Here is a 24,184-nt window from a genome sequence, read left to right as displayed (position 1 = left end):
ATCCCCATCCACCATCGGGGCCTCGACCGCCATGCCGCTGACCGGACGTTTCTGGTTCCGCCGGACCTGGACTGGCAAGCTGGTCCTGCTCGTCGAGGAGGAGCGCGGGCGCTGGTTCCGGCGCCGCCTCGGCCGCACCTTGCGCTGGCGCGACGCGCGGCTCCTCGATCTGGCCGAGGGGCCCCTGCGGGGGCTCATGACGCTGGAGCGGACCTACCGCGCCGAGTTCGGCCCCGGCGAGCCGCGCCGCCCCGCCGGCCTCACGGCGGTCCCGGGCGGGCTGGCCCTGCCGCGCGGCGGGCCGGAGCCAGGAACAAGGCCGTCCCTGTCGGGTTGACGGCAGGCAAGACAGCGACGGCGTCGCTGTCTTGCAGCCCCTCGTGGGCGTTTCCTCCCTAGACTTCCGGACCGTTCTCCTGAGGGCGGTCCTTTTTTTGTTGTCGTCGGTCAGTCGCCGGGCAGTCGTCGACATGGCCCGCGACGGACAGCTCTCAAGAATCTCTCAGATTTACTTCCCGCCGTCCTGGGCCTCGCCCAGAGCAACGGTCCCGGCACCGGTCTCGGCACCGGCCTCGAGGGCCAGCAGCGCGAAGGTCGCGAGCCAGTGCTCGCCCATGTAGTCGCCGGTGACGTGCGGGAGCCCGGCCGCGAGGTGCGCCTCCGCGGCCGCGCGGAGCGGCGGCCGGCGGGGATCGTCCGGGCCGAGGGACGCGGCGAGCGCGCGGAAGCACCACGCGCGGCTGAGGTTCAGCCCGTCGAGATGGGCGATCTTCCCGTCGGAGCGGTCGGTCACGCCCGCGGGGCGGAACAGGGTCGCGGGCCGGGACGTCGCGAGACCGGGCAGGAACCGGTCGAACCAGGGCGCGAAGCGGGCGGGCGGCAGCAGCCGGCGCATGCACTCCGCCTCGATCAGCGCCGAGGAGAGGAAGTCGTCGCCGCCGGGCTCGCCCCAGGCCGGGCAATCCGCATCCTCCCCGTACCAGCCGACGGCGGTGTCGTGCAGCAGAGTGGTCAGCCCGGCATCCCCCGCGCCCTCCGCGTAATCGGCCGCCAGGCGCAGCGCGAAGGCGGTGTTGAAATGGGTCCCGACCCGCACCGGGTAGGACGCCACCGGCAGGAACTCCGCGAAGCGCCGGACGATCACCGCGGCCAGCGGCGCCAGGGCCTCGGACCAGCGGCGCTCGGGGAGCGCGGCGAGCGCGTCGGCGAGCTTCAGCAGCCAGCCCCAGCCGTAGGGCCGCTCGAAGCCCCGGGCGGTCGGGGCGGCGAAGTAGGCGCATTCCCCCGCCACCGTCGCGGGAGTCAGCTGCGCGTCGAGCCGGGCGCGGATCGCCGGGGCCTGCGGGCCGTCCGGGAACAGCCGCAGCACCCGCGCCAGCAGCCACGTACCGTGGACGCAGGAATGCCAGTCGTAGCTGCCGTGAAAGGCCGGGTGCAGGGCCGCGGGGGTGCGGGCATCCGCCGGCCCGGCCAGGACGTGCCCCGGCTTGTTCGGATATTCGCGGCCGACATGGCCGAGGGCGACGGCGGCGAAACGCGCGGCGATGTCGGGGGTGAGCGTGGGAGTGGGCGTGGGAGTGGGCGTCATCGCGGCATTCCGGCGGGCGTTCTGCGGGGACTCGGCGACCGCCGGCATAGCGGGTTTCCCGGCACGGCGTCAGGGCTCGCGGATCCTTTGCCGGCACGGCCCCGGATCGGCTATCGCGGTGAGGCCGGGCCGGACGCGCCGGCCTCACCGGGAGCCCCCATGCGCCGCGCGCCGCCCGCCGCCCTCCTCGTCGCGGCCCTCTCGGCCGTCGCGGCCCTGGCGGCCGCCGCGGCACCGGCCGCCGCCGCGCCGGACCCGAGCCGCGACGTGCTGTGGGCCGCCCTGAAGACCTGCGTCCTCGCCAAGCGGCTCGCCAACCGGACCTTCCCGTGCCTGTCGGTCGATCTCGGGGACGGTGACCGTCCCGGCTCGGCGGTCCTGCGCGCGCCCGGCGAGCCGACCCACAGCGTCGTCATGCCCACCGACACCGTGCCGGGCCTGGAGGCGCCGGTCCTGCGGGGACCGCGCGGTGCCGCCTACTGGCGGGCGGCCCTGGCGGCGCGGCCGCTCGTGTCGGACGTGCTGAAGGGGAAGCTCACCCCCGCGGAGGTCGGGCTCGCGGTCAACTCGGCCCGGGGCCGCAGCCAGGACCAGCTCCACATCCACCTCGACTGCCTGAAGCCGAGCGTGCTCAAGGCCGTCCGGGCGCACGGCCGGCAGGTGCGCCACACCTGGAGCCGCTTCCCGGTGCCGCTGGCCGGCGACCGGTACTACGCCCTGCGCGTGCCGGAGGCGGAGGCCGCGCAGTTCAACCCGTTCGCGGCCCTGCACACCCTGCCGGGCGCCCGGCCGGACCTGCACCGGACGAGCTTCGCGGCGCTCGCCACGCCCCCGGGCGATCCCGAGCCGGGCTACATCCTGCTGGCCTACCGGGCGCCGAGCGCCAGCGCCGAGGACGTGATGGACCACAGCTGCACCGTCGCTGCGTCCCGCGGCGGCGCTTGAGCGGGCCCGGTCACCGGCTCAGTCCCTCCGCGCGGTAGAAGCCGGCCAGGCCGGCCCCCGCGGCGAGCCGGATCTTGGGCAGGGCGACGCGGTCGAACAGGGCCGCGTCGCGCGCCCGGTTCCCGCGCTCGGTGACGGCGATGTGGCAGATCATCGCCCATTTCACGCTGTCCCGGCCGCCGTCGAGGGCGCCGAGCCGGTCGCGCACGAACCACGACCGGCGCAGGTAGCGGATCAGGCCGGTGGCGGTCGGGACGTCGAGGAGGATCACGCCCGTCGCCCGCTCCAGACGCTGCGGCAGGCACCGGGCATAGGTGCCGTCCATGACCCAGCGCGGCTCGCGGATCGCCGCGTCGTGCAGGGCCTGGAACTCCGCGAAGGGCCGCGGATCCCAGTCGGTGCCCGGCTGGTGGTACAGCCGGTCGAGGTGGACCGGCGGCAGGCCGCGCGCCCGCGCGATGGCGACCGCCAGGGTGGACTTACCGCTGTTCGACGGCCCCAGGATGCAGAGCCGCGGGCCGAGCGCGTCGAGGGTCACGGCGAGCGCGGGGGTGGCAGCGCGTCGAGCAGCTGGCGCAGGAATGCCCGCACCGCCTTCGGCAGCCGCCGGTCGCGCATCGCCTGGATCTTCACGCTCCGGGCGAGGCTCGTCCGGGACTGGATCGGCAGGCTGACAAGCTCGTTGAGCCGCAGGGGCGTCTGCACCGACAGCGCCGACATCAGGGCGATGCCGCGGGAGCGCCGCACGAAGGGCAGCAGCGCCGAGAGCGTGTTGGAGGTCAGCACCGGCTCCACCGCGATGCCCTCGTGCGCGCAGGCGGCGTCGAAGACCTGCCTCAGGGTCGTGTCCCGGGTCGGCAGGGCGACGGGATACTCCAGCAGGTCGACGAGGCGCAGGGCCGGCGCCCGCGCGAGGGGATGGTCGGGCGCGGCCAGCGCCAGCATGTCGACCTGCCCGTCGTAGAGCACCTCGACCTGCGCGGTGGGTGTCAGCGCGAAGGTGATCCCGAGATCGGCATCCCCCACCGACACCGTCTGGGTGACCTGGGCCGGGGGCTGGACCGTGACCTCGAAGCGGATGCCGGGATGGGCCGCGTGAAAGGCCGCGATCGCGTTCGGCACGATGTCGAGGGAGAAGCCCTCCGAGCAGGCGACCCGGATCAGCCCGCGGGCGAGCCCTTCCAGCTCCCGGATCTCGGTGACCACCTGCTCGGAGCGGATCAGCACCTGATGGGCGTGCTGCGCCAGCAGCTCACCGGCCGGGCTCGGCACCATGCCGCGCGGGCGGCGCTCGAACAGCACGCAGTCGAGCTCGGCCTCCAGGTTGGCGATCTGCCGGCTGATCGCCGAGGCCGCGACGTTGAGCTGGGACGAGGCGGCTGCGATCGACCCGGTGCGGGCCACGGCCAGGAAGTAGCGCAGGCCCGTACTCTGCATTATCGTGCTCGGTGCGCTGTATGGTGCCGTGCACATTGCCGATACGGCAACGCAGCACTCGCTAAATTCTACTTGTTGCGATCCCAGATGCACAACACCATGGCAGGGTGAAAAACGCGGCAGCCGCGGAACCGTCCGCCGGGCCTGTCCGCCGCGCCGTCGGAGCCTGCATGCCGCTACGGACCCTCACCCGAGCCGCCACCTTGGCCGCCTCGTTCGCGACCCTGATCGCTGCCCACCCGGCGCTGGCCGGCAAGGCCAACGACACATTGGTCTACGCGTCGGACAGCGAGCCCGAGAACGTCAGCCCGTACCACAACAGCGCCCGCGAGGGCGTGATCCTGGCCCGGAACTGCTGGGACACGCTGCTGTACCGGGATCCCAAGGACGGCACCTACAAGCCGTTCCTGGCGACCGCTTGGAAATGGGCGGACGACACGACCCTCGACCTCACGATCCGCGAGGGCGTGGTCTTCCACAACGGCGACCCGCTCGGGCCGGAGGACGTGGCCTTCACGTTCAACTACGTGCTGACCCCCGAAGCGCGCACGGTCACCCGCCAGAACGTCGACTGGATGAAGTCGGTGGAGGTGACCGGCCCGCACAGCGTGCGCATCCACCTGAAGGCCCCGTTCCCGGCGGCGCTGGAATACCTCGCCGGCCCGACCCCGATCTTCCCGGCCAACTACTTCAAGAAGGTCGGCCTCGACGGTTTCGCCAAGGCGCCGGTCGGCAGCGGCCCGTACCGGATCACCAAGGTCGACAGCGGCCGCGGCGTCTCCATGGAGCGGTTCGACAAGTACTGGGCCGAGAGCCCTCTGGGTAAGCCGAAGATCGGCAAGCTGCAGTTCCGCGTCATCCCGGACGGCGAGAGCCGGATGGCCGAGCTGATGACCGGCGGCGTCGACTGGATCTGGCGGGTGCCGAGCGACCAAGCCGAGCAGTTGCGCGCCGCGCCCAACATCACGGTCCTCAATTCCGAGACGATGCGGGTCGGGTTCCTGCAGTTCGACACGCTGGGCCGGGCGAAGGAGAACTCGCCGCTCAAGGACGTGCGCGTCCGGCAAGCGATCTCCTACGCCATCGACCGCAAGGCGATGGTCGACAACCTCGTGCGCGGCGCCTCGCGGGTGATGAACGCGCTGTGCTTCGTCGACCAGTTCGGCTGCACCGACCAGGGGGTGATGCGCTACCCCTACGACCCCGCCAAGGCCAAGGCGCTGCTCAAGGAAGCCGGCTACCCGAACGGGTTCGAGATCGACCTCGGCGCCTATCGCGAGCGCGACTACGCCGAGGCGGTGATCGGCTATCTCGGCGCCGTCGGCATCAAGGCGCGGCTCAACTACCTGCGCTACGCGGCGTTCCGCGACGCGCTGCGGGCCGGCAAGACCTCGATCGGCTACCAGACCTGGGGGTCGTTCTCGGTGCTCGACGTCTCGGCCTTCGACGGGGTGTATTTCCGCGGCGGCGAGGAGGACCTGACCAAGGATCCGCAGGTGATCGCCGACCTGCAGGAGGGCGACAGCTCCATGGATCCCGAGAAGCGCAAGGCCGCCTACGCTAAGGCGCTCCAGCGGATCGCCGCGCAGGCCTACGCCCTGCCGATGTTCTCCTACTCGACCAACTACGCCTTCACGTCGGACCTCAACTTCACCGCCCAGCCCGACGAGGTGGCGCGCTTCTACGCGGCGTCGTGGAAGTGACGGCGGTGGCCGTAGCGCGCCGCGCCCCCTCTCCCGTGCGGGAGAGGGCACCCGCGATCCGGCCGGGTTCCGAAGGCGGCAGCCGATCCGGTCCGCATCGCCGAAAGGGAGCCTGAGCCATGCTGGCCTTCACGTTCCGGCGCGTGCTGGTCGCCCTGGCGGTGGCCTTCACGGTCTCGGTGGCGAGCTTCCTGCTCCTCCACCTCTCGGGCGACCTCGCCACGGCCATCGCCGGCCCAGAGGCCACCGGGCCGCAGATCGCCCAGATCCGCCAGGATTACGGCCTGGACCAGCCGCTGCTGACCCAGTTCCTCACCTGGGGCTGGCGGGCGCTGCACCTCGACTTCGGCAACTCCTTCTATTTCCGTGAGAGCGTGATCGACCTGCTGGCCGCCCGCCTGCCGATCACCCTCTATCTCGGCATCATCGCGCTGGCCGTGGCGCTGTTCGTGGCGATCCCGCTCGGCGTCGTCGCCGCGGTGAAGCGGGACACGTGGATCGACCGGACGGCGCTCGCCGTCTCGGTGCTCGGCCAGGCGATGCCGAGCTTCTGGTTCGGCCTGACGCTGATCCTGATCTTCTCCGTCAACCTCCGCTGGCTGCCGGTCTCGGGCAACGCCACGTGGAAGAACTTCGTCCTGCCCGCGGTGGCGCTCGGCTACTACGCGATGCCCGCCGTGATGCGGCTCACCCGCAACGGCATGCTGGAGGTGCTGGCCTCCGACTACGTCCGCACAGCCCGCGCCAAGGGGCTGCCGCCCCGGAAGATCCTGGTGCGGCACGCGCTCCGCAACGCCGTGATCCCGGTGATCGCCCTGTCAGCGGTGCAGTTCGGCTTCATGCTCGGCGGCTCGATCGTGATCGAGGCGGTGTTCTCGCTCCAGGGCCTCGGGCAGCTCGCCTGGGAATCCATCGCCCGCAACGACTTCCCCGTCGTCCAGGCGATCGTGCTGGTTCTGGCCATGATCTACATCGGCCTGACGCTGGCGGCCGACCTCCTGAACGCCTTCCTCGACCCGCGCCTGCGCCAGTCGTGAGGATCCGCCGATGAGCCTCCCCCCCGACACGGCGGCACTCGCCGCCCCGGCCCTGCCCCCGGACGCGCCGGTCGCGCTCGCGCCGGTCCCCTCCCCCACCCGCCTGATCCTGCGGCGGGGCCTGCGCCACACCGGCTTCCTGATCGGGGCCGGGATCCTCGGGCTGATCGTGCTGGCGGCGCTCGCCGCCCCGCTCATCGCGCCGCACGACCCCTACGCGCAGGACGTGTCCCGCCGGCTGATCCCGCCGGTCTGGCAGGCCAAGGGCACCTGGGAGCACGTGCTCGGTACCGACAAGCTCGGCCGCGACTACCTGAGCCGCCTGCTCTACGGCGGCCAGATCTCCCTCCTGATCGGGATCTCGGCGGCGCTGATCTCCGGGCTGATCGGCACGACGCTGGGTCTCTGCGCCGGCTATTTCGGCGGCTGGGTCGACTCGGTGGTGAGCTACGTGGTGACCACCCGGCTCGCCATGCCGGTGGTGCTGGTGGCGCTCGCCATGGCGGCGCTGGTCGGCGGCTCCCTGAAGGTGGTGGTGCTGGTGCTGGGCTTCCTGCTCTGGGACCGCTTCGCCGTGGTGACCCGGGCCGCGACCCAGCAGATCCGCAACCAGGACTTCATCTCGGCCGCCCGCGCCGCGGGGCTGACCGACCTGCGCATCATCCGCCAGGAGATCCTGCCCAACATCATGAACGCCCTGATCGTCGTGGCGACCCTGGAGATGGCCCACGCGATCCTGCTGGAGGCCGCCCTGTCGTTCCTCGGACTCGGCGTGCAGCCGCCCCTGCCCTCCTGGGGCCTGATGATCGCCGAGGGCAAGCAGTACATGTTCTTCCAGCCCTGGGTGATCACCATCCCGGGCGTGGCGCTCCTCCTCCTCGTGCTGGCGATCAATCTCTTAGGTGATGGCCTGCGCGACATCACCGCCCCCGAGGCGCGCAACTGATGCGCCGCCGTCTCTGCGAGCGGAGCGAAGCAACCCAGCGGCGCCACGCTTGCCGCGGTCGCGCCTCTCTGGGTCGCTTCGCTGCGCTCGCGATGACGGGTGGGGCCGCCAATCCCTCTCAGACACCCTCCTCCGGGATCACACCATGACGCGAGACGCCGCCATCGCGCGCGCCACTGACAGCTTCGATTCGGGCGCGTTCCTCGCGCTCCTGCGGAAGGCCGTGGCGATGCCGACCGAGAGCCAGGCCCCCGGCCAGGAGGCGGCGCTCCGCGCCTATCTCGACGCCTTCATCGCGCCGCTCGTCGCCCGCCTCGGCTTCGAGACCCCGAAGATCTTCCCCAACCCCGACGGGGTGCACGGCCCGTTCCTGATCGCCGAGCGGCGCGAGGGCGCGGACCTGCCGACCGTGCTGATCTACGGCCACGGCGACACGGTGCGGGGCTACCCCGAGCAGTGGCGCGAGGGCCTGGGCCCCTGGGAGATCGTGGTCGAGGGCGACCGCTGGTACGGGCGCGGCACCGCCGACAACAAGGGCCAGCACGTCCTCAACCTCGCCGCCCTGGAGCAGGTGATCGCGGCCCGCGAGGGCCAGCTCGGCTTCAACGTGAAGCTGCTGATCGAGATGGGCGAGGAATCGGGCTCCCCGGGCCTGCGGCCGTTCTGCCGCGAGCAAGCCGAGGCCCTCCGGTCCGACGTGCTGATCGCCTCGGACGGGCCGCGCCTCAACGGCGAGCGCCCGACCCTCTTCCTCGGCTCCCGCGGCGCCTACAATTTCGAGCTGAGCCTGAACCTGCGCGAGGGCCCGCACCATTCCGGCAACTGGGGCGGGCTGCTGCGCAACCCCGGCACGGTGCTGGCCTCGGCGATCGCCTCGATGGTCGACGCCCGCGGCAGCATCCTGGTGGATGCCCTGCGGCCGCCGCCGATCCCAGAAGGGGTGCGCGCGGCGCTCGCCGACATCCGCGTCGGCGAGGACCCGACTGCACCCACGATCGACACCGACTGGGGCGAGCCGGGCCTCACCCCGGCCGAGCGGGTCTTCGCCTGGAACACGCTGGAGGTGCTGGCCTTCAAGACCGGCGACCCGGACGGGCCGCTCAACGCCGTGCCGCCCCACGCCAAGGCGACCCTGCAGCTGCGCTTCGTGGTCGGCACCGACTGGCAGAACCTCATCCAGAACGTGCGCGCCCATCTCGACGCGCACGGCTTCCCGATGATCGAGGTCCGGCCGGCCCGCGCCGCGGAAGTCTTCCAGGCGACGCGGCTGCCCGTGGAGGATCCTTGGGTCGAGTGGGCGCTCCAGTCGATCGAGGCGAGCAGCGGAAAAAAGCCGGCGCTGCTGCCCAATCTCGGCGGCTCGCTGCCGAACGACGCCTTCTCGGAGATTCTGGGCCTGCCGACCCTCTGGGTACCGCATTCCTACCCGGCCTGCCGCCAGCACGGGCCCGACGAGCACATGCTCGCCTCCGGCACCCGCGAGGGCCTGGCGATCATGGCCGGCCTGTTCTGGGATCTGGCCGAGGCCGGACCCGACATCCTCCGCCGCCGCACAGCGAGGGCCTGACACGATGAGCGAGCCGGTCGTCCGCATCCGCGATCTGACGATCGCGCTCCCCAAGGGCGCCGATCGCCCGCACGCGGTCGAGGGCCTGAACCTCGACCTCGAGGCCGGGAAGATCCTGTGCGTCGTCGGGGAATCGGGCTCGGGCAAGTCGATGAGCGCCTACGCGCTGACCGGCCTCCTGCCCCGGGCCCTGAAACCGACGGCCGGCACGATCCTGTTCGAGGGCCGGGATCTCCTGACCCTCGACGAGCCCGCGTGGCGGTCGCTGCGGGGCCGGCGCATCGCCATGGTGTTCCAGGAGCCGATGACGGCCCTGAACCCGGTGATGCGGGTCGGCGACCAGATCGCCGAGATGTTCGAGGCGCACAACCTGCTCACCCGCAGCGAGCGCTGGGCCCGGGCAGTGGCGCTCGCCACCGAGGTCGGGCTTCCCAACCCCGAGGAGGCGGTGCGGGCCTACCCGCACCAGCTCTCCGGCGGCCAGCGGCAGCGGGCGATGATCGCCATGGCGCTGGCGCTGGAGCCCTCGGTGCTGGTCGCCGACGAGCCGACCACGGCGCTGGACGTCACCACCCAGGCCCAGATCCTCCGGCTGATCCGCGACCTGCAGCGGAAGCGCGGGATGAGCGTCCTGTTCATCACCCACGATTTCGGCGTGGTGGCGGAGATCGCCGACCACGTGGCGGTGCTCCAGCGCGGACGGCTGGTCGAATCCGGCACCGCCGAGGCCGTGCTGCGCAATCCGCAGGCGCCCTACACTAAGGCGCTGCTCGCCGCCGTCCCGAGCCTGACGCCGCCGCCGCGCTCAGCCCTGGAGGCGGCCCCGGTCGCGCTCTCCGTGAACCGGTTGTCCAAGACCTATTCCGGGCGCTCCGGCCTGTTCGGCAAGCCGCGGGTCGTCGCGGCCGTCAAGGAGGTCTCGTTCGACGTCCGCCGCGGCGAGACCCTGGGGATCGTCGGTGAATCCGGCTCCGGCAAGTCGACCACGGCGCGGCTCGCGATCCGGCTGATCGAGCCCGACGGCGGCACGGTCCGGCTGGGCGAGCTCGACTACACGGCGCTCAAGAGCGGCGACCTGCGCGACAAGCGCAGCCGGATCCAGATGATCTTCCAGGACCCGTTCGCGTCGCTGAACCCGCGGCGCACCGTGGAGCAGATCATCACGGCGGGCCCGATCGCCCACGGGGTCCCGGCCGCCGAGGCCCGGGAGCGGGCGCGCAGCCTCCTCGACCTCGTCGGTCTCGATCCGAAGGCCGCCGCCCGCTACCCCAACGCCTTCTCGGGCGGGCAGCGCCAGCGCATCGGCATCGCCCGAGCGCTCGCGATGGAGCCGGACGTGCTGGTGGCCGACGAGGCGGTCTCGGCGCTGGACGTCTCGGTCCAGCGGCAGGTGCTGGACCTGCTGGAGGACCTGAAGCAGAGATTGTCGCTGGCGATGCTGTTCATCACCCACGATCTGCGGGTGGCCGCCACGATCTGCGACCGGATCGCCGTGATGCACCGCGGCGCCATCGTGGAGATGCGGGGCACCGCGGACCTGTTCGCCGCGCCGGCGCACGCCTACACCCGCACCCTGCTCGCCGCGGTGCCGGGTGCGCGCGCCTCCTGAGCCGTTCCGGCCCCGGACGGGCCAATCTGGGACGCAGAGACAAGTTTTTTGGACGGGACCGCCCTGTCCGGATCCTGCAAGTTCAGTAGGATAGCGCCGTTGTCGAGGGTGGAGCACCCCGGCGGATCCACGGCTGCACCCGCTATCCGTCCCCGCCCGCACCTCGCACGGGGACAGGGTTATCGAGCGTGTCGATCTCAGACAAGACCGACGACATCCGGCCGAACCGCAAGCGCAGCGAGACGAATCTGCCGCCGGTGCTCCGCCGCGGGCGCGAGCACCGGATCGTGCGCTGGATCGGCGCCGCGAACCGCAAGGCGCCGCGCCCCGCGGAGGGGCCCGCGGCTGCGGACAACCGGGTGATCAAACTGAGCTGGGCCGACACGTTCGGCCGCCCGGGCCGCGCCGAGCCCGGCCGATCCGAGCCGGCCCCCGCGCAGGTGCTGCCGTTCCTGGGGCGGCGGAGCGAGACCGCGCCGCGCGCGGCCCCGCGCCGCGCCGCCGATCAGCCGCCGGTGCCCGTCCTGCGCTGATCGACGCGCCCGCCGGGCACGCCGAGGCCGATCGCCTTCGCCAGCGCGGAGCGCTGCGCGGCGTAGCCCGGCGCCGTCATCGGGTAATCGTCCGGCAGACCGTAGCGCTCGCGGTACCGCTCCGGCGTCAGGCCGTGGGCGGTGAGGTGGCGCTTCAGGGTCTTGTAAGTCCGGCCGTCGATGAAGCTGACGATCCCGTCCTCCTGGACCGACTTGCGGATCTGGGCCGGCGTCGGCCGCTCCACGGCCGGCTCGACCGCGGCCGCCGGCGCCTGCCCGTCGAGGGATGCCAGGGCCGCGTGCACGCTCGCCATCAGCTCGGGCAGGGCCGTCGGCGGAACGGAATTGTTCGAGACGTAGGCGGCGACGATCTCGCCCACCAGCGTGACCAACCTGAGGCTGTTCTCGGGATTCTTTTCAGGCACTGCGCGAGTCCACACGAAGCTTTCGACGACGATGCCTGCGGTTCCAAAGCAAAAACCGCGTATGTGTCAAGACGGTCTTGACTGAGGGATGATCACCCGAAGCGCTTTTCGGTGCGGATGGGCCGGATCGCCGGCGCGAAAGGCTCCGGTCACCTGCACAAAGGTGCCGATGGAATGCCTGTTACACGGGTCGGGAGCCCGCGCGGCGGGAAAGACCGCGCGCGGCGTCACCCGATCCCGAGGGCGCGGATCAGCGTCAGGCTGAGGGCGATCAGGACCGCCAGGGAGGCGGTGACCGCGAGGGTGACCCGGCCGCCGACCCGGGCCAGGACCCGGACGTCGACCCCGAGGCCGAGGGCGGCCATGGACAGGACCGTGAGCACGCCGGCGAGCTGGGTCAGCGGCTTCACCGCCGGGTCCGGGACGAGGCCCAGGGAGCGCAGGGTGGCCAGCGCCAGGAAGCCGAGGATGAACCAGGGCACCAGCTTGGTGAAGCCCGGACGGGACGGCGCCGGCGGCGCCCCCGCTGCCTGCGGCAGACACGGGGCGATCAGCGAGAACACCACCACGACCGGGCCGAGCATCAGCACCCGCACCAGCTTGACCAGGGTGCCGACTTGGGTCGACAGCAGGCTCACCGGGACGGTCGCGGCCAGGACCTGCGGCACCGCGTAGACGGTGAGCCCCGCCAGCACCCCGTACTGGTTGTCGGTCATGCCCGCGAGGGGCACGAACAGCGGCAGCCCGAGCACCATCAGCACGCCGAGGACGGCGGTGAACGCGATGGCGGCGGCGATGTCCTTCGCCTCCGCGCCGATCACGGGTGCCACCGCGGCGATGGCCGAGTTGCCGCAGATGGCGTTGCCGCAGGCCACCAGGATCGCCATCCGGGCCGGCAGCCCGAGCGCCCGGCAGATCGCCACGCTGGCGGCGATGCCGAGCACCACGGTCCCGACGATGCCGGCCAGCAGCGCCGGGCCGGAGGCGAGGATCGCCCCGAGGCTCAGGGAGGCGCCGAGCAGCACCACGGCGACCTCGAGGAGCTGCTTGGCCGAGAAGGCGATGCCGGTGCGGAACCGCGCCGGGGGCGTCCAGGCGGTCCGCACCGCGATGCCGATCAGGATCGCCAGGACCAGGGCCTCGATGTAGGGGTGACCGGCGACCCGCTCCTCTACCGCCTGTGCGGCCATCGCCACCGCGGTGATCACCGCGCACAGGCCGATGCCGGGCAGGACCGAGGCGGCCGTGTCCGACCGGCCACCCCGGTCGGGGCGGGCCGGCGTCGGGGCCGTCTTGGATGGGGCGTCAGGGCTCACGGGAACGGGCTCCGGGGGTCGTCGGCGGAGCCTATAGGAAGAAAACGTTCGCCGCACCGTCGCAACAGAGAAGTTCGATCTCTATTCGAGCAACATGCGAGAAGACACGTCTCCGCAGAGATCGGGGCCGGCCTCGGGCGGAGCGCGGCCGGAGCGCTTCGCCCGGCCCGCGGCCGCTCAGGCCTGCATGCCCCAGCGCTGGACGGTGCGCCGCTCGATCGTCTGGAAGATCAGGTTCTCGACCACGAGACCGATCAGGATCACGGTGAGCAGCCCGGCGAACACGTTCGGGATGTCGAGCATGTTCTTGTTCTCGAAGATGAACCAGCCGAGGCCGCCCGCCCCGGACGACACCCCGAAGACCAGCTCGGCGGCGATCAGGGTGCGCCACGCGAAGGCCCAGCCGACCTTCAGGCCGGTGAGGATCGACGGAAAGGCCGCCGGGATCAGGATCTTGCCGATCAGCCGCGGGCCCGACAGTCCGTAATTGCGCCCGACCATCTTGAGCGTGCGGCTGACCGACAGGAAGCCCGAATGGGTGTTGAGGGCGATCGCCCAGGTCACCGAGTGGACCAGCACGAAGATCAGGCTGCCGTTGCCCAGGCCGAACCAGATCAACGCCAGGGGCAGGAGCGCGATCGCCGGCAGCGGGTTGAACATCGACGTCAGCGTCTCGAGCAGGTCGGTCCCGATCCGCGACGCGATGGCGACGCCGGTGAGCACGGTCGCCAGGGCGACGCCGGCGGCGTAGCCCATGAGCAGCACCTTCAGCGAGCTCCAGGCCCGGGCCGGCAGCGTGCCGTCCGCGATGCCCCGGAAGAAGGCCTCCACGGTCGCCGTGAAGGTCGGGAACAGGAGGTCGTTGTCGAGGTAGCGCCCGTAGGCCTCCCAGATCCCGGCGAGGAGCACGAGGATCACGACCTTGCGCAGCCACGCCTGGTTGTAGAGCCGCTCGGCGACCGACAGCGGCTTCTCCACCACGGTGGCGCCGTGGGCGTGGCCGGTCTCGCGCACGATCTCGGGCCGGCCGGACGGCGGCAGGGCCGCGAGGCGCGGCGCCGGGCCCGTCCCGGCCAGCGGGGCGCCGCTCAGGGCTTGCGCGCTAGACATTCTCCGCCTCCTGGATCTCTTCCGAGAACAGCATGTGCTGGATCCGGCCCTCGAGCTGCAGCGCCGCCTCCGGCGATTCGGCGCTGTTGAGCTCGGCCTTCACCTCGCCGGGATGGGGCGAGAGCAGCAGGATGCGCGAGCCGACCTTGATCGCCTCGGGGATCGAGTGGGTGACGAACAGGACGGTGAAGCGCGTGCCCTCCCACAGGGCGAGCAGTTCGTCCTGCATGCGTCGCCGGGTGAGCGCGTCGAGCGCCGCGAAGGGCTCGTCCATCAGCAGGATGTCGGGCTCCATCGCCATGCCGCGGGCGATGGCGACGCGCTGCTTCATGCCGCCCGACAGGGTGTGGGGGTAGCTGTCGGCGAATTTCGTGAGGTTGACCTTGTCGATGTAGAGGTTGGCCCGGTCCAGGGCCTCGCGGCCTCTCAGCCGGCCCGAGGCCTCGAGGGCGAAGACCACGTTCTGCCGGACCGTCTTCCACGGCAGGAGCTGGTCGAATTCCTGGAACACCATCATCCGGTCGGGACCGGGCTCGGTGACCGGGCGCCCCTTCAGGCGGATCTCGCCCTCGGTCGGCGCCATGTAGCCGCCCACCGCCTTGAGCAGGGTCGACTTCCCGCATCCCGACGGCCCGAGCAGGACGAACCGGTCCCCGGGCCAGACCCGGAAGCTCACCCGGTAGGTGGCCGTGACGAGGTGCTCGGGCGTCTTGTAGCGGAGCGTGACGCCGTCGACCTCCAGCAGAGGTTGACCCGTGTCCATCCATCCTCCCTGGCGCCGCGGTTTGAACCGCGTTTCGCTGAGGGCCGGAGATGGTCCGTCCCTCACGGGAAAGTGTATCGGCCCGCGGAAGAGGCTGTAAAGGTCGATATTTTGTATGCGATGGGATCTTCGTCCCGATCGTCAGGCCCGACGGGTCAGGCCGGGTGCCACCACCGGCCCTTCAGCACCACGCCCTCGGCGGTGATCCGCCGGTCGCCCGTCATGTGCTCGCCGCGCGTGTCGACGTAGTCGAACGCGCCGTCCCGCACCGCCAGCACCGTGGCGTCGCCGAGCGCTCCGACCTTCAGGGTCCCGTACTCCATCCGCTTCAGCGCCACGGCGGCGTTCACCGTGGAGGCGGCGACGACCTCGGTGAGGCTCATGCCGAGGCAGAGCATCTTCGACATGGTGGTGACCTGGTCGAAGGCCGGCCCCTCGATGCAGAGCTGGTGCACGTCCGACGAGATCGTGTCGGGCAGGAAGCCCCCCGCCAGCATGGCCCGCGCGGTCCTGAAGGCGAAGGAGCCTTTGCCGTGGCCGATGTCGAACAGCACGCCCCGCGCCCGCGCCTCGCGGAGCGCCGGCTTCACGGCGCCCTGGGCCGTGATGGGCGAGTTCGGGAACGGCCGGAACGCGTGGGTCAGCACGTCGCCGGGCCGCAGCATGGCCAGCACCTCCTCGTAGCTCGGCGGCGGCTCGTCGATATGGGCCATCAGCGGCAGGCCGGTCTCCTCCGCGACCTGCAGGGCGATGTCGAGGGGCGCGGTGCCCTGGTCGCCCGAAGCGTGGCGCCCGACCCGGACCTTGATGCCAACGATCACGTCCCGGTTGGCGTCGGCGACCTCGACCGCCTCCCGGGGCGCCATGAGCCGCGGATCCTCGCTCTCGCCGACCATGATGGTCTTCGAGAAGCCGAAGATGCCCGCGAAGGAGACGTGCAGGTAGGCGAGGATCCGCGCCTGCGACCGCTCGATCACGTGGCTGCGGAAGCCCGCGAAGTTGCCCGGCCCGGCGCTGCCAGTGTCGACCGAGGTTGTCACCCCCGAGGTCCGGCAGAAATCGTCGGCGTCGATGCCGAGCGAGGTGCCGCCCCAGTAGACGTGGGTGTGCAGGTCGATCAGGCCCGGCGTGACGATCGCGCCGGCCATGTCGCGGACCTGCGTGCCGGGGCCCGCCGGCAAGTCGCGGCCGAAGCCCGAGACGCGGCCGTCCGCGAAGGCGACGTCGCAGATCCCGTCGTGGTTCTGCGACGGGTCGATGACCCGGGCGCCCTTCAGGATGAGGTCGTGCTGCACGAGAGACTCCGGATGTGGTTCGCGGGAATCCGACCCGTCCTCGCGAGCGGAGCGAAGCGAAGCGACCCAGGGATCCGCCACGCTCGGGGATCGCGCGCTGCCCTGGGTCGCTTCGCCGCGCTCGCGAGGACGGCGCCGTCAGGCCGCCCGGGCGGGGGCGGCCGTGTCGTTGAGATGGCAGGCGGCGAGATGGCCGGCGCCGACCGCGTCGAGGCCCGGCACCTCGGTCCGGCAGCGGTCGAAGGCGTGCGGGCAGCGGGTGTGGAAGCGGCAGCCGGAGGGCGGGTTGATCGGGCTCGGCACGTCGCCCTTGAGCACGATGCGGGTGCGCCCGGCCCCGGGCTCGGGGATCGGCACCGCCGAGAGCAGCGCCTGCGTGTAGGGGTGCTTGGGCGCGAGAAAGAGATCGCGGCGCGGCCCGATCTCGACGATCTTGCCGAGATACATCACCGCCACCCGGTGGGTCATGTGCTCGACGATGGCGAGGTCGTGCGAGATGAACAGCATCGCGAGGTCGAGCTCGCGCTGCAGGTCGCGCAGCAGGTTGACGATCTGCGCCTTCACCGAGACGTCGAGGGCCGAGACCGCCTCGTCGCAGATGATCAGGTCCGGCTCGGCGGCGAGCGCCCGGGCGATGCCGATGCGCTGGCGCTGCCCGCCGGAGAACTCGTGCGGGAAGCGCCCCAGCGCCTCGCGCGGCAGGCCGACCCGCTCCATCAGGCTGGCGAGGCGGGATTCGAGGTCGGCGGCGTTGCGGGCCAGCCCGAAATTGCGGATCGGCTCGGCCAGGATCGCCCGCACCCGCATCCGCGGGTTGAGCGACGAGAACGGGTCCTGGAACACCATCTGGATGTGGCGCCGCAGGGGCCGGAGCGCTCCGGCCGAGAGGTCGTCGATGCGGCGCCCGTCGAGCACCACTTGGCCGGCGGTGGGCGCGTAGAGGCGCATCAGCGCCTTGGCGACGGTGGACTTGCCGCAGCCGGACTCGCCGACGAGCGAGAGGGTCTCGCCCCGGGCCACCGTGAAGGACAGGCCGTCCACCGCCTTGAGCACGCGCTTGGACTGGCCGAACAGGCCGCCGCCGAGGGCGAAGTGCTTCTTGAGGTCGTTGACCTCCAGCAGGGTGCGGGCGGCGGGTGCGGGCGTGGCGCTCATGCCGCGAGGGCGTCCTTCGGCGCGTAGTGGCAGGCGGCGAGGTGGCCCGGCGCCTTGGGCTCCAGGGCCGGCGCGTAGGCGCGGCACAGGTCGGTCACGTCCGGGCAGCGCCCGGCGAAGACGCAGCCCTCGATCCGGCCCTTCAGGCTCGGGACCATGCCGGGGATCTCGGCGAGCCGCGCGTCGGCCCCGTGCTCGACGGCGCCGAGCTTCGGCACCGCCCCCATCAGGCCGCGGGTGTAGGGGTGGCGCGGCGAGCGGAACAGCTCGCGGACCGGTGCCTCCTCGACCTTGCGGCCGGCATACATCACCACCACCCGGTCGGCGACCTCGGCCACGACGCCGAGATCGTGGGTGATCAGCATGATCGCGGCCCCGACCCGGGCCTTCAGGTCGCGCATCAGGTCGAGGATCTGGGCCTGGATGGTCACGTCGAGCGCCGTGGTCGGCTCGTCGGCGATCAGGAGCTTCGGCGAGCAGGCGAGCGCGATGGCGATCATCACCCGCTGGCGCATGCCGCCGGAGAGCTGGTGCGGGTATTCCCGCACCCGGCGCCGCGGCTCGGGGATGCCGACCAGCGTCAGCATCTCCACAGCCCGCTCCTCGGCCTCCCGGCGGCCGAGCCCCTGGTGCAACCGCAGGGTCTCGCCGATCTGGCGGCCGACCGTCAGCACCGGGTTCAGCGAGGTCATCGGCTCCTGGAAGATCACGCTGATGTCGTTGCCGCGGATCTTGCGCATGGCGCTGTTCGGCAGGTCGAGGAGGTTCCTGCCCTCGAACTTGATCGCGCCGGCGATGCGGGCCGGCGGCTCGGGCAGGAGCCGCAGGATCGACATCGAGGTCACCGACTTGCCGCAGCCGGACTCGCCCACGATCGCCAGGGTCTCGCCCGACTGGATCGCGAACGAGACCCCGTCCACCGCCCGGTTCACCCCGTCGGGGGTGCGGAAATGGACCTGCAGGTTCTCGATCGACAGGAGGGGGGTGCCGCTCATGCTGCCGGTCCTCATCAGACGTCTTTCGCCATGCGGGGGTCGAGGGCGTCGCGCAGGCCGTCGCCGACGAGGTTCACGGCGAGCACCGTCATAGAGAGGAAGATGGCCGGGAACAGGATGATGTAGAACTTCACCTGCCAGAGGGCCCGGCCCTCGGCCATGATGTTGCCCCAGGAGGGCGTCGAGGGCGGCACGCCCGCGCCGATGAACGACAGGATCGCCTCGGTGATCATCGCGGAGGCGCAGATGTAGGTCGCCTGCACGGTCATGGGCGCCAGCGTGTTGGGCAGGATGTGGCGCCAGATGATCGCCGGCATCCGGGTGCCGGTGGTGACCGCCGCCTCGACGTAGGGCTGCTCGCGCAGCGACAGCACCACGCCGCGCACGAGGCGGGCGACGCGCGGGATCTCCGCGATGGTGATCGCGATGATCACGTTCTGGACCGAGCCGCGGGTGAGCGCCATCAGCGCGACCGCGAGCAGGATCGGCGGGATCGACATCATGCCGTCGACGACCCGCATGACGATCCCGTCGAGCCAGCGCACCATGCCGGAGACGAGGCCGACCGCGAGCCCCGCGACCGAGGCGAGGAACGCCACCGAGAAGCCGACCAGCAGCGAGACCCGGGCGCCGTAGACCACCCGCGAGTAGACGTCGCGGCCGAGCATGTCAGTGCCGAACCAGTACTGCGCCGACGGGGCCCGGGTGCGCTTGGCGGGCGCCAGGGCGGTCGGGTCGACGGTGCCGAGATAGGGGGCCAGCACCGCCATCAGGAAGACGATGAGGAGCAGCACGCCGCCGACCACGATGGTCGGGTTGCGGCGCACATAGGTCCAGACCCGGCCCCGGCGCTTGCGGGCCGGGATGACGTCGGGCAGCGGCGCCGCGACGGCGAGGCCCGGCGGTGGGGGCGCCTTGGGGGTGATCCCCTCGGGCGGGGCGCCCGCCTGCGGGGCGCTGCTGGGGAAGGGCGCGACGGTCGCGGTCAATAGCGGATCCTCGGGTCGAGCACGGTGTAGAAGAGGTCGATGGCGAGGTTCACGAGCACGTAGACGAAGCTGAACAGCAGCACGACGCCCTGGATGACCGGGTAGTCGCGCCGCAGGATCGCGTCGACGGTGAGGCGCCCGAGGCCGGGGATCGCGAAGACCGTCTCGGTCACCACCGCACCGCCGATCAGCAACGCGATGCCGATGCCGATCACGGTGACGATCGGCACCGCGGCGTTCTTGAGGGCGTGGACGAACAGGACCGGCCCCTGCGACAGCCCCTTGGCCCGGGCCGTGCGCACGTAATCCTGCTGGAGCACGTCGAGCATGGTCGCGCGGGTCACCCGGGCGATCAGCGCGATGTAGACGAGGCCGAGCGTCACCGCCGGCAGGATCAGGTTGGACAGCCAGGGCCACACGCCCTGCTCGATCGGCGTGTAGCCCTGCACGGGCAGCCAGCCGAGCTCGAGGGCGAAGACGTAGGCCAGGATGTAGCCGACCACGAAGACCGGCACCGAGAAGCCCGTCACGGCGAGCCCCATCACGAGGCGGTCGATCAGGCTGCCGGCCTTCCAGGCGGCGACGACGCCCAGCGGCACCGCCACCACGATGGCGAAGACCAGGGTGACGAGCATCAGCGAGACGGTGGGCTGCACCCGCTGGCCGATCATGGTGGTGACCGGCAGGTTGGTGAAGATCGAGGTGCCGAGATCCCCGTGGAGGATCTGCCAGGACCATTCCCAGAACCGCACCAGGAACGGCCGGTCGAGGCCGAGCGTGGCGCGGATGCGGGCGACGTCGTCGGGGGTCGCCTGGTCGCCCGCGATGATCGCCGCCGGGTCGCCCGGGGCGAAGTAGAGGAGGCTGAAGACGAACAGCCCGACCACCGCCATGACCGGGATGGTGGCGAGGATGCGCCTGCCGATATAGCCGAGCATGGGGCCTCGCTAGGCTGTGGGCGGGAGGGCGCGGCGGGTGCGGCCGCCCCTGCCCCCCTCGCGGGTGCCGACCTTCACGCGTCCGGGTCGGGCGCGAACGCCGGCGGCGGAGCGCGACGCGCCCCCTCTCCCGTGCGGGAGAGAGACAGGAGAAGGGACCCGCGCCCGGTCCCGCGACCGCGTTGCCGAGCGCGGTATCCGAAGCCGGGAGCCCGCCCGAGAGACCGGGCGGGTCGGGCAACCCGACGTGGCGAGAGCGGGCGCCATCACGCCTTCGACACGCCCCAGGTGAAGGGGATCGGCCCCTTCACGATGCCCGAGACGTTCTTGCGCCACGCCTGGTAGCCGAGGAAGAACCCGGTGGGCACGTAGACCACGCCCTCGCAGGCGGCGGCGTTGACCTTGTCGATGGCGGCCTTCTCGGCGGCCGGGTCGGCGGCGTCGAACCACTCGGCGATGGCGGTCTCCACCGGCGGGATGTTCGGCCAGCCGAACCACGCCTTGTCGCCACTCGCCCGCACCGCCGGGTAGCCCGCCGGATTGATGCAGTCGGCGCCCGCGTGCCAGGTGTGGAACATGTTCCAGCCGCCCTGAGACGGCGGCGCCTTGGAGGCCCGGCGGGTGCCGGTGGTGCCCCAATCGGTGGCGACGAAGTCGACGTTGAAGCCCATCTTCTTCAGGAGGTCGGCGGTGATGTCGCCCTGCGCCTTGGTGATCCCCTGGTCCTGGGCCACGATGCAGACCACCGGCTCGCCCTTGTAGCCGGCTTCCTTGAGCAGCTTCTGGCCGAGCTTGATGTCGCCCTTGCCGACATTGCCGCCGCCCGCCTCGCTGTAGAGGGGCGTCCCCGGCGTGAAGAAGCCCGGCAGCGTCTTCCACAGGCTGTCGTCGTCGCCGACGATCGCCCGCATGTAATCCTCCTGGCTCATCGCGGTCATGACCGCCTGGCGGATCTTCGGATTGTCGAAGGGCGGGTGCAGGTGGTTCATCCGGAACGACCCGACATTGCCGAGCGGGTCGGCGATGTCGACGTTGAGGTTGCTGTTCTTGCGCAGCAGCGGCACGAGGTCGGAGATCGGGTTCTCCCACCAGTCGACCTCGCCGTTCTGCAGGGCCGCCGAAGCGGTGGCGGCGTCCGGCATGATCACCCACTCGACACGGTCGACCAGCATGCGCTTGCCGCCCGCGAGCCAGGAATTCGGCTCGTCGCGGGGCTTGTAGTCGGTGAAGGTCTCGAACACCGCCCGGGCACCCGGCACCCACTCGTTGCGGACGAACTTCATCGGGCCCGAGCCGACATACTCGGTGATCTGCGTGAACGGGTCGGTCTTGGCGATCCGCTCCGGCATCATCAGCGCCATCGGCGCGTTGGTCTTGCCGAGCGCGTAGAGCAGCTTCGGGAACGGCTTCTTCAGGCGCCACTGGAAGGTCCTGTCGTTGGTCGCCGCGAGGTCGTCCTGGATGCCGCGGATCATCAGGCCGATCGGGTCGCGGGCCATCCAGCGGGTGAGGCTCGCCACCACGTCCTTGGCGAGAACCGGCTCGCCGTCGTGCCACTTCAGGCCGGGGCGCAGCCGGAAGGTCCAGGTGAGCTTGTCGCCCGAGACCTCCTCGGACTCGACCATCTGGCGCTGCGGCTTCAGCTGCGCGTCGACGCCGTAGAGCATGTCCCAGACGAGGGTGCCGGCGTTGCGCACCACGTACTGGGTCCCCCAGATCGGGTCGAAATTCGCGAGGTTCGCCTGCGGCACGAAGCGCAGGACCTTGCCCCCCTGCGCTAGGGCCGGCCGCGCGAGCTGCGGCGCAGCCAAACCGAGCGCAGCCGAACCCTTGAGAAAGGTCCTGCGGTCCATCGTCTTCTCCCTGGCGGTGCGGATCTCAAGCATCGGTCGCCGGCCCGCACCTTGCGGGCGAGTTTGAACGGTTCTGATGCGCGGGCGCAATGGCCCGTGGTGACAACGACGTCCGGGCGCGCGTCCGCATCGCCGCCGGCCTCGGGGCGACGGCGGCATGGAGAGGGGCTGTGTCGGTGCGGCTCGAACTCACGGGCCGCGTCTCGCAAGGCCCGCGCCAGCCCGGCCGGCACTGCGTTATGTATTCATGATCGCGGAGCGCGCGGCGTCTCGGTCGACATGTCCCGCACCGTCATCGCGAGCGCAGCGATGACGGCTATGCCGACTTCATCGATCGGAAACGGGATCGCACAGCGTTTCGCAGCTTGGGATCGAGCGTGAGGCCGGAGATCCCCTCGCCCTTCGGCCTGCGCTGTGTGAGTCCGCGAGCCCCCCGCGGAGGAGGGCCAGCCGGGGCGGCGGGCACCGGAATGGACGCCTCAGCCCACCTGCCGCAGGTGGCCGCCCCGCGCGCCCGGAACCGCCTGCATGGCGCGGATGAAGGCCGCGATGCGGGGGGCGATCACCGACCGGTAGCGCGAGCCGTTGAACACCCCGTAATGGCCGACGCCGGCCTGGAGGTGGTAGGCCTTGCGCGCTTCCGGAAGGTTCGGCGTCAGGTCGAGGGCCGCCTTGGTCTGGCCGACGCCGGAGATGTCGTCGTTCTCGCCCTCGACCGCCAGGATCGCGCAGCGGCGGATGGCGCCGAGATCGACCGGCGTGCCGCGGTGCGTCATCTGTCCCGTCGGCAGGGCGTGGTCGACGAACACGGTCTGCACGGTCTGGAGGTAGTACTCGGCCGTCAGGTCCATCACGGCGAGGTACTCGTCGTAGAACTCGCGGTGCTTCTCGGCCGAGTCGCCGTCGCCCGTCACCAGATGGTCGAACATGTCCGAATGGGCGGTGACGTGGCGGTCGAGGTTCATCGCCATGAAGCCCGACAGCTGCAGGAAGCCCGGATAGACCCGGCGCCACGCGCCCGGGTAGATCGGCGGCACGAGGCTGATCGTGTTCTGCTCGAACCACTTCTGGCCGCGCTCCTGCGCGAGGCAGTTCACCGCGGTGGGCGAGCGGCGGGTGTCGATCGGGCCGCCCATCAGGGTCATGGAGGTCGGCACCGCCGGCTCGTCGGCCGCCTCCATCAGCGCCACCGCGGCGAAGACCGGCACCGCCGGCTGGCACACCGCCATGACGTGCAGGTCCGGCCCGAGGACCGCGAACATCTCCTGCAGGTAGTCGATGTAGTCGTCGAGATCGAACTGGCCCGCGAAGAGCGGCACCATCCGGGCGTCGGTCCAGTCGGTGATGAACACGCGATGGTTCGGCAGCATCGCCTCGACGGTGCCGCGCAGCAGCGTGGCGTAGTGCCCCGACATCGGCGCGACGATCAGCAGCTTGGGCTGCGGCTCCGCGGGGGCCGCCGGGAACGCGCGGTCGAAGGCGATCAGGCGGCAGAACGGCCGCTCCCAGACCACCCGCTCGGTGACCGGGACCGCCGCGCCGTCCACCACCGTCTCGGTGAAGCCGAAGGCGGGCTTGCCGTACTGGCGGGTGACGCGCTCGAACATCTCGCAGCCGGCGCTGACCGCGCGGGCATAGGGTCCGTAGGCCAGGGGATTGCCCGGCATCTGCAGCCCGTAGCGGGTGAGGTCGGCGGCGACGCGGGCGGGTGCCATCAGGGCGCGCGCGCCCTCGTACAGGGAATAGGCCAGCAGCATCGTCACCTCGCGGTCTCGCTCCGGCCGCGGGCATCGAGCCGCGCGGCCCATACCCCCTGCAACCCGAGTCGGTAGGATAATGCTCCACCCTGAACGCGGGCGGAACATCCCGGAGCTGCGGCGACTTGCCTGTGACCACGTCCGCGGGCGATCGTCCGCCAGCGACGACGTGTCCGGGGCGGTGAGCCGGGATTCCCATCGCCGCGTCATGCGAAGGGAGTCC

Annotated in this window: 22 protein-coding genes; 8 read left to right on the top strand and 14 right to left on the bottom strand. The window is 71.4% G+C overall.

Annotated features, from left to right (window positions below; translation table 11 throughout):
* Window positions 1–31 precede the first annotated feature (31 nt).
* Window positions 32–337, top strand: a complete 306-nt coding sequence (locus ACLBX8_RS18885) for a hypothetical protein (protein WP_056533754.1) — start codon at window positions 32–34, stop codon at window positions 335–337.
* Between the two features lie 171 nt (window positions 338–508).
* On the opposite strand, the gene ACLBX8_RS18880 is transcribed toward ACLBX8_RS18885, so the two are convergent.
* Entirely contained in the window at window positions 509–1,588 is a 1,080-nt protein-coding gene (locus tag ACLBX8_RS18880) for a DUF2891 domain-containing protein (RefSeq protein ID WP_447699761.1), read from the bottom strand.
* A gap of 159 nt (window positions 1,589–1,747) precedes the next feature.
* Between ACLBX8_RS18880 and ACLBX8_RS18875 the strand changes: the two genes are divergently transcribed.
* The gene (locus ACLBX8_RS18875; RefSeq protein ID WP_447699760.1) at window positions 1,748–2,533 is read left to right on the top strand and encodes a CDP-diacylglycerol diphosphatase; all 786 of its coding nucleotides are present in this window, start codon (window positions 1,748–1,750) and stop codon (window positions 2,531–2,533) included.
* Between the two features lie 10 nt (window positions 2,534–2,543).
* On the opposite strand, the gene ACLBX8_RS18870 is transcribed toward ACLBX8_RS18875, so the two are convergent.
* Together ACLBX8_RS18870 and ACLBX8_RS18865 are read right to left on the bottom strand one after the other, a co-directional pair.
* Window positions 2,544–3,071: an AAA family ATPase gene (locus ACLBX8_RS18870; RefSeq protein ID WP_091927008.1), complete on the bottom strand. Its 528-nt coding sequence runs from the start codon at window positions 3,069–3,071 to the stop codon at window positions 2,544–2,546.
* Complete coding sequence (locus ACLBX8_RS18865) at window positions 3,068–3,970, bottom strand: LysR family transcriptional regulator (RefSeq protein WP_091927007.1); 903 nt, start codon at window positions 3,968–3,970, stop codon at window positions 3,068–3,070. The genes ACLBX8_RS18870 and ACLBX8_RS18865 overlap by 4 nt, the downstream gene beginning before the upstream one ends.
* Before the next feature lie 170 nt (window positions 3,971–4,140).
* On the opposite strand from ACLBX8_RS18865, the gene ACLBX8_RS18860 reads away from it, so the two are divergent.
* From ACLBX8_RS18860 to ACLBX8_RS18835, 6 genes are all read left to right on the top strand, one after another.
* Window positions 4,141–5,673 (top strand): ABC transporter substrate-binding protein, encoded by a 1,533-nt coding sequence (locus tag ACLBX8_RS18860; RefSeq protein WP_056533748.1) that lies wholly within the window; start codon window positions 4,141–4,143, stop codon window positions 5,671–5,673.
* A gap of 119 nt (window positions 5,674–5,792) precedes the next feature.
* A complete protein-coding gene (locus ACLBX8_RS18855; protein ID WP_042669601.1) occupies window positions 5,793–6,710 on the top strand; it encodes an ABC transporter permease in 918 nt (305 codons plus the stop codon).
* A gap of 10 nt (window positions 6,711–6,720) precedes the next feature.
* The gene (locus tag ACLBX8_RS18850; RefSeq protein WP_447696038.1) at window positions 6,721–7,656 is read left to right on the top strand and encodes an ABC transporter permease; all 936 of its coding nucleotides are present in this window, start codon (window positions 6,721–6,723) and stop codon (window positions 7,654–7,656) included.
* Between the two features lie 145 nt (window positions 7,657–7,801).
* Entirely contained in the window at window positions 7,802–9,223 is a 1,422-nt protein-coding gene (locus ACLBX8_RS18845; protein ID WP_447699759.1) for a M20 family metallopeptidase, read from the top strand.
* Window positions 9,224–9,227: 4 nt separating this feature from the next.
* Window positions 9,228–10,832 (top strand): ABC transporter ATP-binding protein, encoded by a 1,605-nt coding sequence (locus tag ACLBX8_RS18840; protein WP_447699758.1) that lies wholly within the window; start codon window positions 9,228–9,230, stop codon window positions 10,830–10,832.
* 188 nt (window positions 10,833–11,020) lie between these two features.
* Entirely contained in the window at window positions 11,021–11,365 is a 345-nt protein-coding gene (locus ACLBX8_RS18835; protein ID WP_447699757.1) for a hypothetical protein, read from the top strand.
* On the opposite strand, the gene ACLBX8_RS18830 is transcribed toward ACLBX8_RS18835, so the two are convergent.
* The 11 genes from ACLBX8_RS18830 to ACLBX8_RS18780 all read right to left on the bottom strand — a co-directional run bounded on the left by ACLBX8_RS18830 (window position 11,338) and on the right by ACLBX8_RS18780 (window position 23,961).
* On the bottom strand, window positions 11,338–11,790 hold the full coding sequence (locus ACLBX8_RS18830) for a MucR family transcriptional regulator (protein ID WP_026605051.1): 453 nt from the start codon (window positions 11,788–11,790) through the stop codon (window positions 11,338–11,340). The two genes, ACLBX8_RS18835 and ACLBX8_RS18830, sit on opposite strands and share 28 nt — an antisense overlap.
* 227 nt (window positions 11,791–12,017) lie before the next feature.
* The gene (locus tag ACLBX8_RS18825) at window positions 12,018–13,106 is read right to left on the bottom strand and encodes a YeiH family protein (protein ID WP_447699756.1); all 1,089 of its coding nucleotides are present in this window, start codon (window positions 13,104–13,106) and stop codon (window positions 12,018–12,020) included.
* 177 nt (window positions 13,107–13,283) lie between these two features.
* Window positions 13,284–14,216, bottom strand: coding sequence for an ABC transporter permease (locus ACLBX8_RS18820; protein ID WP_427508993.1), 933 nt, complete (start codon window positions 14,214–14,216; stop codon window positions 13,284–13,286).
* Window positions 14,209–14,979: an ABC transporter ATP-binding protein gene (locus ACLBX8_RS18815; RefSeq protein ID WP_042674808.1), complete on the bottom strand. Its 771-nt coding sequence runs from the start codon at window positions 14,977–14,979 to the stop codon at window positions 14,209–14,211. The genes ACLBX8_RS18820 and ACLBX8_RS18815 overlap by 8 nt, the downstream gene beginning before the upstream one ends.
* 155 nt (window positions 14,980–15,134) lie before the next feature.
* Window positions 15,135–16,274: an amidohydrolase/deacetylase family metallohydrolase gene (locus ACLBX8_RS18810; protein ID WP_447699755.1), complete on the bottom strand. Its 1,140-nt coding sequence runs from the start codon at window positions 16,272–16,274 to the stop codon at window positions 15,135–15,137.
* 138 nt (window positions 16,275–16,412) lie between these two features.
* On the bottom strand, window positions 16,413–17,429 hold the full coding sequence (locus ACLBX8_RS18805) for an ABC transporter ATP-binding protein (RefSeq protein ID WP_091681003.1): 1,017 nt from the start codon (window positions 17,427–17,429) through the stop codon (window positions 16,413–16,415).
* Entirely contained in the window at window positions 17,426–18,439 is a 1,014-nt protein-coding gene (locus ACLBX8_RS18800) for an ABC transporter ATP-binding protein (protein ID WP_100252516.1), read from the bottom strand. The genes ACLBX8_RS18805 and ACLBX8_RS18800 overlap by 4 nt, the downstream gene beginning before the upstream one ends.
* Window positions 18,439–19,413 (bottom strand): ABC transporter permease, encoded by a 975-nt coding sequence (locus ACLBX8_RS18795; RefSeq protein WP_082558120.1) that lies wholly within the window; start codon window positions 19,411–19,413, stop codon window positions 18,439–18,441. Before ACLBX8_RS18795 ends, ACLBX8_RS18800 begins: the two co-directional genes overlap by 1 nt.
* Window positions 19,410–20,351 carry an ABC transporter permease gene (locus tag ACLBX8_RS18790; RefSeq protein ID WP_020093982.1) on the bottom strand — a complete coding sequence of 314 codons (942 nt, stop codon included), beginning with the start codon at window positions 20,349–20,351 and terminating at the stop codon, window positions 19,410–19,412. Before ACLBX8_RS18790 ends, ACLBX8_RS18795 begins: the two co-directional genes overlap by 4 nt.
* A gap of 266 nt (window positions 20,352–20,617) precedes the next feature.
* A complete protein-coding gene (locus ACLBX8_RS18785; protein WP_447699754.1) occupies window positions 20,618–22,204 on the bottom strand; it encodes an ABC transporter substrate-binding protein in 1,587 nt (528 codons plus the stop codon).
* A gap of 479 nt (window positions 22,205–22,683) precedes the next feature.
* Window positions 22,684–23,961, bottom strand: a complete 1,278-nt coding sequence (locus ACLBX8_RS18780; protein ID WP_020093984.1) for a polyhydroxyalkanoate depolymerase — start codon at window positions 23,959–23,961, stop codon at window positions 22,684–22,686.
* Between the last annotated feature and the right edge of the window lie 223 nt (window positions 23,962–24,184).

It is taken from the genome of Methylobacterium sp. D48H (assembly GCF_053345715.1).
The sequence above is the reverse complement of the archived record's forward strand: the minus strand, read 5'-3'. Positions and strand labels throughout refer to the sequence as shown.